The sequence below is a fragment of the Ancylobacter mangrovi genome (assembly GCF_024752355.1).
Taxonomy (GTDB): Bacteria; Pseudomonadota; Alphaproteobacteria; order Rhizobiales; family Xanthobacteraceae; genus Ancylobacter; species Ancylobacter mangrovi.
Map to the genome: position 1 here is coordinate 183,592 of NZ_JANTHZ010000002.1, position 13,376 is coordinate 196,967.

The window sequence follows — 13,376 nt, forward strand, 5'->3', positions numbered from 1 at the left end:
CCCGCCATCTCGCAATCCGCCGCGAAGCGGATAAGCTGCTGCCGTTGCGGCGTGTCGGGAGCGCCGCGCTTCGAATGTGAGTGCATGATACCGAGGGACGAACTGAAGGCACCGCTCGCCGCCATACTGGTCGGCGCGTTGACGGCGCTTGTCCTCCTGCTGCTTCCGCTCGCGCGCGAGCCGGGGATCGTCACCCCCGCGGCGGCCGATTCCGCCGAGCTGGCGGCGGGCGGCATCGGTGCGCTCACCCCCGGCGCGCCGGCTGGCTTTGCCGGCTCGGCGGCCTGTGCCGGTTGCCACGCCCCGGAAGTGAAGGCCTGGCTCTCCTCCCAGCATGCCGAGGCCATGAGCCTCGCCACGGCAGAGACCGTGCGCGGCGATTTCGACGATGCGCGGGCGGGCAAGGAAGGCGCGAGCGCGCGCTTCTTCCGCGACGGGGGGCGCTATGAGGTCGAGATCGAAGGCAAGGACGGTACGCCGTCCCGCTTCACCGTCACCCACACCTTCGGCCTTTATCCGCTGCAGCAATATCTGGTCACCATGCCCGACGGGCGGCTGCAGGCGCTGCCCTTCGCCTATGACACGCGCCCGAAATCGGAGGGCGGGCAGCGCTGGTTCCACCTCTATGCCGACGATCCGCCGGCGCCCGGCGACCCGCTGCACTGGACCGGGCCGCAGCAGAACTGGAACTTCATGTGCGCGGAGTGCCACTCCACGGCGCTGCGCAAGAATTACGACGCCGCCACCGACACGTTCCACACGACGTTTTCGGAAATCAGCGTCGGCTGCGAGAGCTGCCACGGCGCCGCGGAAGGCCACATCGCCTGGGCCAGGCAGGCGCGGGAAAAGGGCACAAGCGACGCGACGACGCCGAACAAGGGCTTCGCGAGCGTTGCCGCGGTGCGCCTACCCGCCGACTGGACGATCGACCCCGCGACCGGGAGCCCTGCCCATGGCGTCTCGCGTCCTGCCGGCGACGTGGTCGAGACCTGCGCGCGCTGCCATGCCCGGCGCGGCGTCTTCTCGGAGAACTGGCAACCCGGCCAGCCGCTGACCGACACGCATGTGCCGGTGCTGCTGGGAGAGGGGCTGTTCGAGGCCGACGGCCAGAATCTCGACGAGGTGTTCAACGACCACGCCTTCAAGCAGAGCCGCATGTATGCGAAGGGCGTGACCTGCACCGACTGTCACGATCCCCATACGGCGCAGCTGCGCGCGCCCGGGGCGCAGGTCTGCGGCCAGTGCCACATGCCCGAGCGCTTCGATACCGAGGCCCATACCGGCCACGCGCCCGGCCCGAACGCGCCGGACTGCATCGCCTGCCACATGCCCGCGCGCACCTACATGGTGATCGACCGCCGGCACGATCATTCCTTCCGCATCCCGCGCCCGGACCTTTCGATGACGCTGGGCACGCCGAACACGTGCAATGCCTGCCACACCGACAAGCCGCCGAGCTGGGCCGCGGCAGCGATCGAGCGCTGGCACGGACCCGAGCGCAAGGGCTTCCAGAGCTGGGGCCCGGCCTTCCACGACGCCCGCGCCGGAGCGCCCGAGGCGCGCGAGGAGCTGATCGCGCTTGCCGGCACGCCGTCCGTGCCGGGCATCGTGCGGGCAACGGCGATCGGCGAACTCGAGCGCTTCCCCTCCGTCGCCAGCGACGAGGCGGCGCGGCGCGCGCTGTCCGATCCCGACCCGATGGTGCGGGTTGCGGCGCTGCGCGCTCAGGCCGGGCTTCCTCTCGACCAGCGCTGGCGCCGCGCCGGCCGGCTGCTCGACGATCCCTCCCCCCTCGTCCGGCTGGAGGCGGCCAGCCTGCTCGCCGACCAGGCCCCCGCGACGCTCGATCCCGCCGACCGGGCGCGGCTGGAAGCCGCCTTCCGCGCCTATGTCGAGGCCCAGCAACTCGCTGCCGACCGGCCGGAGGGCCATGGCAATCTCGGCCTCTTCCTCTCGCGCCGGGGCGATCTCGCGGGTGCGGAGAAGGAGCTGCAGCAGGGGCTGGCGCTTCATCCGCTTGCCTCGACGCTCCGGCTGAACCTTTCCGACCTGTACCGGGCCCAGCACCGCGAAGAGGAAGCCGAACGCGTGCTGCGCGAGGGCCTCGCCCTGCACGAGGAGGCCGATCTGCACCATGCGCTGGGCCTCGCCCTGGTGCGGCAGAAGCGCTACGACGAGGCGCTCGCCGAACTCGCCCGCGCGAGCGCGCTGGCGCCCGACGCGCCGCGCTATGCCTATGTCTACGCGGTCGCGTTGCAATCGCGCGGAGAGCAGGCGCAGGCGCAGCGCGTGGTGGCCGGGGCGCTGGCGCGCCATCCCAACGATCCCGGCCTCATCAGCCTCGCGCTCGGGCGGGCGCTCCGCACCCGCGACATCGAGCGGGCACGCGGCCTCGCCCGGCGCCTCGCTGCGCTGCAGCCCGACAATGCCGACATCGCCCGCCTCGCCGCCCAGCTCGAAGGGCGCTAGCGGCGCGGCGCAGGACGCGACCGCCATGGGGTAACGTAAACCTGCATGGCGTTACGTAAACCGACAGGGCGTGACGCAAAATGCAAAGCAGGCCGCGCGATCCTGCGCCATCATTTCGCGTCATGCGTGCGCCCGCGGGAAGGCGCGCGCCATACGGGGGCTTCCATGCGCATCGTCGGCATCGTTGCTGGTCTTCTCTGCGGCACCGTCCTCAGCGGCGCCCTCACATGCGGCGCGCTCGTCTGGAGCGCGCGGACGGCCGCAGCGGCGGACCTCGGGCCCTCGGTGCCCGTGGCCACGGGGCCGGTCGAGATTCCCTCCTCCGACTGGCGCTACCAGCTCACATTCTATGGCTGGCTGACCGGGCTCAACGGGCATGTCGGCGTGCGCGGCCTGCCGCCCGCCAATGTCGACATATCGGCGAAGGACGCGCTGGAGGACCTCGACGGTGCCCTCATGGGCTCGTTCCTGGCCCAGAACGACAAATGGACCCTTCTGTTCGACCTCATCTATACCGACGTCACCTCGCAGGCGACCTTCGGCCCGCTCGGCGGCAGCACGGCGCGGCTCGGCCTCACCCAGGTCATCGTGCAGGGCCTCGCCGGCTACGCCCTGCCGGTCGGCCTGCCCGAGGGCGCCACGCTGAGCGGCACGGTCGGCTTCCGCTACCAGCACCTCGACAGCGACTTCAATTTCACCAACGCCTATGTGCCGCTCGCGATCTCGAGCAGCGGCACACAGGACTGGATCGACCCCACCGTCGGCCTGTTCCTGCAGTACAAGATCAACGACAAGTGGTTCTTCAACGCGCTCGGCGACGTCGGCGGCTTCGGTGTCTCCTCCAAGCTGACCGCGCAGGGCTTCGCCTCGCTCGGCTATATGTGGACCGACTCCCTCTCCACCGCGATCGGCTATCGCGCGATCTACACCGACTACGAGGATGGCGGCTTCGTCTACGACGTGACCCAGCACGGCGTGTTCATCAGTGCCGCCTATCACTTCTGAGGCCGGCGCCACAGCCCCCAAGCCCGCGCCCCCCGGCCCCGGCCAAGTCCTTGATCGGAATCACTCTTTGTTCACGCCGGAACGAATCAGGACTCCCTGGGCGATTCACGCAATGCAAGCGGAGAATCCGAATTCGCCCGCGGCGGGGCGGACCGCGCCCGCCGTCCGGGCCGCCTCCCGAGGAGGCTTGAGACCGGCGCGGCGAGGGTTTACCTGAGGACATCACAGGTGAATCGTCCATGCTCCAGGATGCCGTAAGATCCTTCGTCCAGACCTTCTCGCGCGAGTACCGGCGTTTTCTCTGGCGGTCGATCATCCTCGCGGTCGGACTTCTCGTGGCACTGGGCATCGGCAGCTATTACGCCCTGACCTATTTCGTCTCCCTGCAATGGGACTGGGCGAACGTCACGCTGGACATACTGGCGGCGGTCGGGATCTTCGCCGGCGCGGTGTTCCTGGTGCCGCCGGTGACCTCGCTGATCGCCGGCCTGTTCGTCGACGAGGTGGCCGAGCAGGTCGAGGCCAACGAGTTCAACGACATACAGGTCGGCCGCGCGCTGCCCGCCGGCCGCGCGCTGGTGCTCAGCCTGCGGTTCTTCGGGCTCACCCTCGCGGTCAACCTGGTGGCGCTGCTGCTCCTGCTGGTGCCCGGCGTCAACATCGTCGTGTTCTACGTCGCCAACGGCTACCTGCTTGGGCGTGAATATTTCCAGCTCGCGGCGCTGCGCTTCCGCACCGAGGACGAGGCGGCGCTGGTGCGGCGCCACCATGGGCTCGCGGTCTTCGCCGCCGGCATGATCATCGCCCTGGTGGTCTCCGTGCCGATCCTCAACCTCATCACGCCGATCTTCGCCACCATCTTCATGGTGCGGCTGCACAAGCGGCTGACGCGCTCACGCTCCTACGCCGCCGCTAGGCGGGGGTCTTCTCCGGCCAACGGCACAGGTCCGAAATGAGGCAGCGCGGGCAGTCCGGCTTCAGCGCCTTGCAGACATAGCGCCCGTGCAGGATGAGCCAGTGATGGGCGTGGAGCATGAACCGCGCCGGAATCGCTCGCTCGAGCCCCATCTCCACCTCCAGCGGCGTCTTGCCGGGCGCGAGGCCGGTGCGGTTGGCGACCCGGAACAGGTGGGTGTCGACCGCGATGGTCGGCTGGTGGAAGGCGATGTTGAGCACGACATTCGCCGTCTTGCGCCCGACGCCGGGCAGCTTCTCCAGCTCCGCGCGGTCGGCCGGCACGGTGCCGCCATGCTCGGCGATGAGGCGGCGCGAGAGTTCGACCACGTTCTTCGCCTTGCCGCGATAGAGACCGAGGGTGCGGATATGCTGTGCCACCCCTTCCTCGCCCAGCGCCACCATGGCCTCGGGCGTCGGCGCCGCCTTGAACAGGCCGCGCGTCGCCTTGTTCACGCCGGCGTCGGTCGCCTGCGCGGAGAGCACCACGGCGACCAGCAGGGTGAAGGGGTCGACATAGTCGAGCTCGCCCTTCGGCTCGGGATCGGCGGCCTCGAAGCGGGAGAAGGCGGTCTCGACCTCGGCCGCGCTCCAGGGGCGGAAGGCGCCGCCGAGCGCCGCCGCCGCGGCATTGGCGACGGCACGCTTCCGGGCCGGGCGGGCCGTGGCCTGCTGCTCCAACGCCGCCTTGGCGGAAGCCGACGCGCGGCCGGCCTTGCCGGTGTTCTTGGCCGTGCCGCCCTTTCCCGCCGCTGAAGGCTTGACGGCTGACGACTTGGCGCCAGCACTCTTCGCGTCGCGCCCCTCGATCGCACCACCCTTGCCCACGCGGCTCCTGCCGGCCGGCGCGGCCTTTGCCGCCATGCCGGCGCGCGGGCGGCGCGGCGCCGAATCCCTGTCCTTTTCAGCCATTTTCGACCTATAATGTGTGTCCATGAGCGCTGCCAAGATCGCCCCGCCCCCAATCGATGTCGGCGACGCCGAGCCGACGCTTTACGTGGCGCGGCTCGAACCCTACCGCTCGCTCGACGAGCGCGGCTTCCTCATCGTCATGCTGGTTGTGGCGGCGATCAGCTTCGTGTGCGGCACCACCTTCCTGCTGATGGGTGCCTGGCCGGTGTTCGGCGTGTTCGGGCTCGACGTGCTCGCCATCTGGTGGGCGTTCCGGATGAACTTCCGCTCCGCCCGGGCGCGCGAGGAGATCACCGTCACGCCGAGCCTCATCACCGTGCTCAAGGTCGATCCCGCCGGCCGCGCCGCCGAGGCGCGGATGAACCCGCTCTGGACCCGGCTCGACAAGGAATCGATCGAGGATTACGGCCTCCAGCGGCTGATGCTGCGCTCGCGCGGCGACGGCGTCGAGGTCGGCGGCTTCCTGCATACGGCGCAGCGCGAGGAACTGGCGGACGGGCTCGGCTCGGCCCTCAGCACCGCCAAGCGCGGTGTGGTACGCTCCGCCCTCTGACCGCCGCCGTCGAAATCGGGTGGCCCGGCGTAGGACGCCGTGGTTCTCTCGTTCCAGCAGGAGGAGATTGCCCGTGCTCGCGCCCAATCTTGATGCCGCCCATCCGCTGGAGATCGCCGCCGCAGACTACGAGATCGTGCGGCGTGCGGTCGAATATGTGAACCTGCGCTTCCGGGACCAGCCGGAAGTGGAGGAGATCGCCCTCGCCGCAGGGGTCAGCCCCCGCGCGCTGACCGACCTGTTCCGCCGCTGGTGCGGCCTCACGCCGAAGGACTTCCTTCAGGCGGTGACGCTGGACGCCGCGCGGCGGGTGCTGACCGAATCGGACAATGTGCTCGACGCCGCCTATGAGCTCGGCCTTTCCGGTCCGGGCCGGCTGCACGACCTGTTCGTGGTGCACGAATCCATGTCGCCCGGCGAATGGAAGACCGGCGGCGCGGGCCTCGTGATCCGCTACGGCTTCCACGCCTCGCAGTTCGGCTCGGCGCTCGCCATGGCCACCTCGCGCGGCCTGTGCGGCCTCGCCTTCGCCGACGAGGGCGAGGAGGATAAGGCGCTCGCCGACATGCGCCGGCGCTGGCCGAACGCGACCTATATCGAGGACCCCTACGCCACCGCACCCTATGCGGCGCGCATCTTCGACCGCAGCACCTGGAATCCGGACGACCCGCTGCGGATCGTGTTCATTGGCACCGATTTCGAGGTGCGGGTGTGGGAGACGCTGATGCGCATCCCGCTCGGCAAGGCGACCACCTACTCGACCATCGCCGACCGGATCGAGAAGCCGAAGGCGGCCCGCGCGGTCGGCGCGGCGGTGGGCAAGAACCCGATGTCCTTCGTCGTTCCGTGCCACCGTGTCATCGGCAAGAGCGGCGACCTCACCGGCTATCACTGGGGCCTCACCCGCAAGCGGGCGATCCTCGGCTGGGAGGCAGGCCAGCTCTGCAAGGAGTGGGGCGCGCCCTGAGCCCCGCCGCCCCCTTCAGTGGGTGACCGATTTCGAGAACAGGTTCACCACCAGCACGCCGGCGATGATGAGGCCGAGGCCGAGCATCGCCGGCATATCCAGCTTCTGGCCCTGGAACAGCCAGGCCACCAGCGCGATCAGCACGATGCCGAAGCCCGACCAGATGGCGTAGACGATGCCGGTCGGCATGGTGCGCAGCACGATCGACAGGCACCAGAAGGCGATGGCGTAGCCGACCAGCGCGACCAGCGTCGGCACCAGGCGGGCGAAGCCGTCCGAGCGCGCCAGCGCCGTCGTCGCGACCACCTCGGCGGCGATCGCGACCAGCAGCAGCAGATAGACCAGCCCCGCGCTCATCAACCGGGCGCCGGCATCAGTCGGCGAGGTCGATCACGCTCTCGACCGTCGAATCCGGCTTCAGCCGGTAGATCACCGGCACGCCGGTGGCGAGCTCGCGCTTCATGATGGTCTCGGGCGTGTGCTTCTCCAGCACCATGATCAGCGCCCGCAGCGAGTTGCCGTGCGCCACCACCAGCGTGCGCTGGCCCTGCAGAACCTTGGGCAGAATCTCGGTGACGTAGTAGGGTAGGGTGCGGGCGATGGTGTCCTTCAGGCTCTCGCCGCCGGGCGGGGGCACGTCGTAGGAGCGGCGCCAGACATGCACCTGCTCCTCGCCCCACTTGGCCCGGGCGTCGTCCTTGTTGAGGCCCGACAGGTCGCCATAGTCGCGCTCGTTGAGGGCGAGGTCCTCGACCGTGGCGAGCCCGCTCTGGCCGAGGTCGCCCAGCGCCAGCTCCAGCGTCTTCTGCGCGCGCGAGAGCTTGGAGGTGAAGGCGATGTCGAACTGGTAGCCCTCCTCCTTGAGCCGACGACCCGCCTTGTGCGCCTCCTCGACGCCGAGCGGCGTCAGGTCGGGGTCGCGCCAGCCCGTGAACAGGTTCTTCAGGTTCCACTCGCTCTGGCCGTGGCGGACGAGGACGAGAAGGCGTTCGGACATGGGATCGGTCTCCATCGGTCAGAAATCGGACAGGCCGAGAACGTCGGCCATCGAGTAGAGCCCGGGCTTGCGCCCGCGCGCCCAGCGGGCGGCGGCGAGCGCGCCGCGCGTGTAGATTTCCCGGTTCTCGGCCTTGTGGGCGAGCTCGATCCGCTCCCCGGTGCCGGCGAACACCACCGTATGGTCGCCGATCACCGTGCCGCCGCGCAGCGTGGCGAAGCCGATGTCGCCCGCGCGCCGCGGGCCGGTGTGGCCATGGCGGGCGAAGACGCCTTGGGTGCCGATGTCGATGCCGCGCCCTTCCGCCACCGCCTGCCCGAGCAGCAGCGCCGTGCCCGAGGGCGCGTCGATCTTGCGGTTGTGGTGCATCTCGACGATCTCGATGTCGTAATCCTCGTCGAGCGTGCGCGAGACGCGCCGGACCAGCGCGGCGAGCAGGTTGACGCCCAGACTCATATTGCCAGACTTCACGATCGCGGCATGCCGGGCGGCAGCGGCGATCTTCTCCTCGTCCTCGGGCGAAAAGCCGGTCGTGCCGATCACATGGACGATGCGCGCCTGGGCCGCGAGCGCGGCGAAGGCGACGCTGGCGGCCGGGACGGTGAAGTCGATCACCCCGTCGGCGGCGGCGAAGGTCTCGAGCGCGTCCGTGCCGACCCGCACGTCGAGCGCCGGCAGCCCGACGAGCTCGCCCGCGTCGCGGCCGATCAGTTCGCTCCCCGGTGGCTCGATGGCCCCGGCGAGCGTCAGGTCGGACGCCTCAGCGATGGCGCGGATAAGGGCGCGCCCCATGCGCCCTCCGGCGCCGACGACCACCAGCCGCATATGCGTCATGAATGCTCTCCCACCGATGGCATGGCGTATAGCGGCGTTCGAATGTCACGAAAAGTGCTTGTTTGGACGCCATTCTGCGCGCTTACTGGTCGAACGCTTGACGCGCGCCCCTTGCCCCTGTACAGGTCGCGCAACTTTACGAAGGAAGGGCGCCCGGATGCGCAACAATGTTATCCTTATCGTAGGACGGCGCGTCGCCGCGGAGCTTGCCTGACGGCCGCTCCGCCCATTGGTGACGCGCGAAAATGGCCCCTGACGGGGCCTTTTGATTTTCTGGACCACCCCTTCCGATCCGCCACGAGACCGATACGTCATAAGGAACACGACCATGATGCGCGAGATGACCGGCGCCGAAATGGTGATGCAGGCCCTGATCGATCAGGGTGTCGAACACATGTTCGGCTATCCCGGCGGCGCCGTGCTGCCGATCTACGACGCCATGTTCCACCAGAACCAGGTCCGCCACGTCCTCGTGCGCCACGAGCAGGGCGCGGTGCACATGGCCGAGGGCTATGCCCGCTCCTCGGGCAAGGTCGGCGTCGTGCTCGTCACCTCCGGCCCAGGCGCCACCAATGCGGTGACCGGCCTCACCGACGCGCTGCTGGATTCGATCCCGGTCGTGTGCATCACCGGCCAGGTGCCGACCCATCTCATCGGCTCCGACGCGTTCCAGGAATGCGACACGGTCGGCATCACCCGGCCCTGCACCAAGCACAACTACCTGGTCCGTGACGTGAACGATCTCGCCCGCGTCATGCACGAGGCGTTCTATGTCGCCCAGAGCGGGCGTCCGGGGCCGGTCGTGGTCGACATCCCGAAGGACGTCCAGTTCGCCAAGGGCATGTATGTCGGGCCGGAGAACATCCAGCACCGCACCTACCAGCCGCGACTGAAGGGCGATCCGGAGAAGATCCGCCAGGCGGTGGAACTGATGGCCGGCGCCAAGCGGCCGATCTTCTACACCGGCGGCGGCGTCATCAATTCGGGGCCCGAGGCGAGCCGGCTGCTGCGCGAGTTCGCGCGCCTCACCGGCTATCCCGTGACCTCGACGCTGATGGGCCTCGGCGCGTATCCGGCCTCGGACCGGCAGTGGCTCGGCATGCTCGGCATGCACGGCACCTACGAGGCCAACATGGCGATGCACGATTGCGACGTCATGGTGTGCGTCGGCGCGCGCTTCGACGACCGCATCACCGGCCGCGTCGACGCGTTCTCGCCGGGCTCGACCAAGATCCACATCGACATCGACCCCTCCTCGATCAACAAGAACATCAAGATCGACATCCCGATCATCGGCGACGTCAAGCATGTGATCGAGGACATACTGACCGTGTGGTGCTCGATGAAGGCCGAACCGGACCGGCAGGCGCTGGCCGGCTGGTGGCGCCAGATCGACGGCTGGCGCGCGCGCCGCTCGCTGTCCTTCCAGCCGGGCGACCGCATCATCAAGCCGCAGCAGGCGGTGAAGGCGCTCTACAACGCGGTGAAGGACAAGGACGTCTACATCACCACCGAGGTCGGCCAGCACCAGATGTGGGCGGCCCAGCACTTCCACTTCGAGGAGCCGAACCGCTGGATGACCTCGGGCGGCCTCGGCACGATGGGCTACGGCCTGCCGGCGGCGATCGGCGTGCAGGTGGCCCATCCCGGCAGCCTCGTCATCGACATCGCGGGCGAGGCCTCGATCCAGATGTGCCTGCAGGAACTCTCGACCGCGCTGCAGTTCAACCTGCCGGTCAAGATCTTCGTGCTGAACAACGAGTATATGGGCATGGTGCGCCAGTGGCAGGACCTCCTGCATGGCGGGCGCTACTCGCACTCCTATTCGGAATCGCTGCCCGACTTCGTGAAGCTCGCCGAGGCCTATGGCGGCAAGGGCATACGCTGCGCCGACCCGGCCAAGCTCGACGGCGCGATCCAGGAGATGCTCAACACCGACGGGCCGGTGCTGTTCGACTGCATCGTCGACCAGAAGGAGAACTGCCTGCCGATGATCCCCTCGGGCAAGCCGCACAACGAGATGATCCTGCCTGATCATCCCGAGGCGCTGGACGACGCGATCAGCGAGGAAGGCAAGATGCTGGTGTGAGGCCGGCGACGGCCGGCGTCCGCGCCTGACGCCCCCACCGCTCCACCCGCGAGCGGCAGGGGATGGGCGCGGCGCCGGAGATCCCTCACCCGTCCCTCTTCCCGCCGGGGAGAGGCAGACCGCGCGACCCATTCCAGCCCTTCGAGTAGCTTGCCATGCCTCCCGTCAGCGAACCCGCCGAGCGCCACACCCTCTCCCTGCTGGTCGACAACGAGCCGGGCGTTCTCGCCCGCATCGTCGGCCTGTTCTCCGGCCGCGGCTACAACATCGACAGCCTCACCGTCTCCGAGGTGAGCCATGATTCCCGGCGCTCGCGCATCACGGTCGTCACCACCGGCGCGCCGATGATCATCGAGCAGATCAAGAGCCAGCTCGACCGGCTGGTGCCGGTGCACCGGGTGGTTGACCTCACCGTGGAGGGCCGGGCGCTGGAGCGCGAGCTCGCCCTCATCAAGGTGCGCGGCAAGGGCGAGCTCAGGCGCGAGGCGCTGCTGATCGCCGACAGCTTCCGCGCGCGCACCGTCGACACGACGCTGGAGAGCTTCGTGTTCGAGATCACCGGCAAGCCGGACAAGATCGACCAGTTCGTCTCGCTGCTTGAGCCGCTGGGCCTGGTCGAGGTCTCGCGCACCGGCGTCGCCGCGATCGGCCGCGGTCCCGAGCCCATGTGAAGTCGGCGGCGGGGGCGGCGCCGGACGGTCCTTTGGACCGGGGCGCCGGCCCGTTCGCCGCCTCTTTCCTGCCCTCCCGCCTTATTCCCGCCCCATGCCGGCTTGCGCGGACACGGGCGTTCCTATAGCAGAACCGTAACGTACGGTACGGATACGGCAGCACTGATGACCCATCCCGATACAGCGGGCGAGACGCTGACGGCGCGCCAGCGCGCCGTGCTCGACGCCGTGCTGGCGCTGATGGTCGAGCGGGGCGGCGACGTCACCATGACCGCCGTCGCGCGCCGGGCGAGTTGCTCGAAGGAAAGCCTCTACAAATGGTTCGGCGACCGGGACGGGCTGCTGACCGCCACCGTGCGCTGGCAGGCCTCCAAGGTGCGCGCCGGCAATTATGACCGCACGCGGCTCGACGCGCTGGCGCTGCGCGACAGCCTGATCCGCTTCGCCGCCAACTGGCTCGCCGTCATCTCCAGCCCGACCTCCATCGCGCTGAACCGCTTCGCCATCGGCGAGACCGGCGCGCGCGGTGGCAATCTCGGCGCGATCATGCTCGCCAACGGGCGCTTCGCCATCGGCGAGCGGCTCAAGCCGGTGCTGGAAGCCGGCCGCGAGGCGGGGCTGGTAGCGTTCGACGACACCGAGATCGCCTTCCGCACCTTCCTCGGCCTCGTCGGGCGCGACGTGCAGATCCGGCTGCTGCTGGGCGACGCACTCTCGCTCCGCGCCGAGGAGATCGAGCGCGACGCCGCGCGCGCCACCGACCAGTTCCTCTCCCTCTACGGCACCGGGCGCACCGCGCCGGGCCGGGACAAGATCAACGCGTGACACAGGAGACACCCATGCGCGTTTACTACGATCGCGATGCCGACCTGAACCTCATCAAGGGCAAGAAGGTCGCCATCATCGGCTATGGCAGCCAGGGCCGCGCCCACGCGCTGAACCTCAAGGAATCCGGCGTCAAGGAGATCTCCATCGGCCTGAAGCCGGGCTCGGCCACCGCCAAGAAGGTCGAGGCCGACGGGCTCAAGGTGCTCACCGTCGCCGAGGCGGCCAAGTGGGCCGATCTGATGATGATGGCCACCCCGGACGAGCTGCAGGCCGACATCTACCGCGACGAGATCGCCCCCAACATCCGCGACGGCGCGGCGATCGCCTTCGCCCACGGCCTCAACGTGCATTTCGGCCTGATCGAGCCGAAGGCGTCGGTCGACGTGCTGATGGTCGCCCCCAAGGGCCCCGGCCACACCGTGCGCGGCGAGTACCTGAAGGGCGGCGGCGTGCCCTGCCTCGTGGCCGTGCACCAGGACGCCTCGGGCAACGCGCTCGACCTCGGCCTCAGCTACGCCTCGGGCGTGGGCGGCGGCCGCTCGGGCATCATCGAGACCACCTTCAAGGAAGAGTGCGAGACCGACTTGTTCGGCGAGCAGGTGGTGCTGTGCGGCGGCCTCGTGGAGCTGATCCGCGCCGGCTTCGAGACGCTGGTGGAAGCCGGCTACGCTCCGGAGATGGCCTATTTCGAGTGCCTGCACGAGGTGAAGCTGATCGTCGACCTCATCTATGAGGGCGGCATCGCCAACATGAACTACTCGATCTCCAACACCGCCGAGTGGGGCGAGTACGTCTCCGGCCCGCGCATCATCACCGCCGAGACCAAGGCCGAGATGAAGCGCGTCCTGAACGACATCCAGACCGGCAAGTTCACCTCGGACTGGATGCAGGAGTACCGCGCCGGCGCCGCCCGCTTCAAGGGCATCCGCCGCATGAACGACGCGCACCAGATCGAGCAGGTCGGCGAGAAGCTGCGCGGCATGATGCCGTGGATCGGCGCCAACAAGCTGGTCGACAAGACGAAGAACTGAGCCTTCATCGGCTTACATCTGCCGACGTCATGGCCGGGCTCGTCCCGGCCATGTGCGTTTGCGGGT

13 protein-coding genes are annotated in these 13,376 nt (G+C 69.0%); 9 read left to right on the plus strand and 4 right to left on the minus strand.

Annotated elements, in window-relative coordinates; all coding sequences use genetic code 11:
- Positions 1-84: 84 nt before the first annotated feature.
- The 3 genes from NVS89_RS06195 to NVS89_RS06205 all read left to right on the plus strand — a co-directional run bounded on the left by NVS89_RS06195 (position 85) and on the right by NVS89_RS06205 (position 4,430).
- Entirely contained in the window at positions 85-2,469 is a 2,385-nt protein-coding gene (locus NVS89_RS06195; protein WP_258731714.1) for a cytochrome c3 family protein, read from the plus strand.
- Positions 2,470-2,754: 285 nt separating this feature from the next.
- The gene (locus tag NVS89_RS06200; protein WP_258731715.1) at positions 2,755-3,474 is read left to right on the plus strand and encodes a hypothetical protein; all 720 of its coding nucleotides are present in this window, start codon (positions 2,755-2,757) and stop codon (positions 3,472-3,474) included.
- 239 nt (positions 3,475-3,713) lie between these two features.
- Complete coding sequence (locus NVS89_RS06205; protein ID WP_258731716.1) at positions 3,714-4,430, plus strand: sulfate transporter family protein; 717 nt, start codon at positions 3,714-3,716, stop codon at positions 4,428-4,430.
- Here NVS89_RS06205 and nth read toward each other — a convergent pair.
- Positions 4,387-5,256 (minus strand): endonuclease III, encoded by an 870-nt coding sequence (gene nth, locus NVS89_RS06210; RefSeq protein ID WP_374114531.1) that lies wholly within the window; start codon positions 5,254-5,256, stop codon positions 4,387-4,389. The genes NVS89_RS06205 and nth overlap by 44 nt on opposite strands.
- A gap of 106 nt (positions 5,257-5,362) precedes the next feature.
- On the opposite strand from nth, the gene NVS89_RS06215 reads away from it, so the two are divergent.
- Positions 5,363-5,893 carry a DUF2244 domain-containing protein gene (locus NVS89_RS06215; RefSeq protein WP_258731717.1) on the plus strand — a complete coding sequence of 177 codons (531 nt, stop codon included), beginning with the start codon at positions 5,363-5,365 and terminating at the stop codon, positions 5,891-5,893.
- A gap of 73 nt (positions 5,894-5,966) precedes the next feature.
- On the plus strand, positions 5,967-6,860 hold the full coding sequence (locus NVS89_RS06220; protein WP_258731718.1) for a methylated-DNA--[protein]-cysteine S-methyltransferase: 894 nt from the start codon (positions 5,967-5,969) through the stop codon (positions 6,858-6,860).
- A 15-nt stretch (positions 6,861-6,875) separates the two neighbouring features.
- Here the strand turns inward: NVS89_RS06220 and NVS89_RS06225 are convergent, their stop codons facing one another.
- Genes NVS89_RS06225 through dapB form a run of 3 tightly spaced genes read right to left on the minus strand, consistent with a single transcriptional unit; the run spans position 6,876 to position 8,691 of the window.
- Entirely contained in the window at positions 6,876-7,217 is a 342-nt protein-coding gene (locus NVS89_RS06225) for an SMR family transporter (protein ID WP_258731719.1), read from the minus strand.
- A gap of 16 nt (positions 7,218-7,233) precedes the next feature.
- On the minus strand, positions 7,234-7,857 hold the full coding sequence (locus NVS89_RS06230; protein WP_258731720.1) for a 2,3-bisphosphoglycerate-dependent phosphoglycerate mutase: 624 nt from the start codon (positions 7,855-7,857) through the stop codon (positions 7,234-7,236).
- A gap of 18 nt (positions 7,858-7,875) precedes the next feature.
- Positions 7,876-8,691, minus strand: coding sequence for a 4-hydroxy-tetrahydrodipicolinate reductase (gene dapB, locus NVS89_RS06235; RefSeq protein ID WP_258731721.1), 816 nt, complete (start codon positions 8,689-8,691; stop codon positions 7,876-7,878).
- A 328-nt stretch (positions 8,692-9,019) separates the two neighbouring features.
- Between dapB and NVS89_RS06240 the strand changes: the two genes are divergently transcribed.
- The 4 genes from NVS89_RS06240 (at position 9,020) to ilvC (ending at position 13,310) form a co-directional block, all read left to right on the plus strand.
- Positions 9,020-10,780 (plus strand): acetolactate synthase 3 large subunit, encoded by a 1,761-nt coding sequence (locus tag NVS89_RS06240; protein WP_258731723.1) that lies wholly within the window; start codon positions 9,020-9,022, stop codon positions 10,778-10,780.
- Between the two features lie 155 nt (positions 10,781-10,935).
- Positions 10,936-11,451: an acetolactate synthase small subunit gene (gene ilvN / locus NVS89_RS06245; RefSeq protein WP_258731725.1), complete on the plus strand. Its 516-nt coding sequence runs from the start codon at positions 10,936-10,938 to the stop codon at positions 11,449-11,451.
- Positions 11,452-11,616: 165 nt separating this feature from the next.
- A complete protein-coding gene (locus tag NVS89_RS06250; RefSeq protein ID WP_258731726.1) occupies positions 11,617-12,276 on the plus strand; it encodes a TetR/AcrR family transcriptional regulator C-terminal domain-containing protein in 660 nt (219 codons plus the stop codon).
- 14 nt (positions 12,277-12,290) lie between these two features.
- The gene (ilvC, locus tag NVS89_RS06255; RefSeq protein WP_258731727.1) at positions 12,291-13,310 is read left to right on the plus strand and encodes a ketol-acid reductoisomerase; all 1,020 of its coding nucleotides are present in this window, start codon (positions 12,291-12,293) and stop codon (positions 13,308-13,310) included.
- Positions 13,311-13,376: the final 66 nt, after the last annotated feature.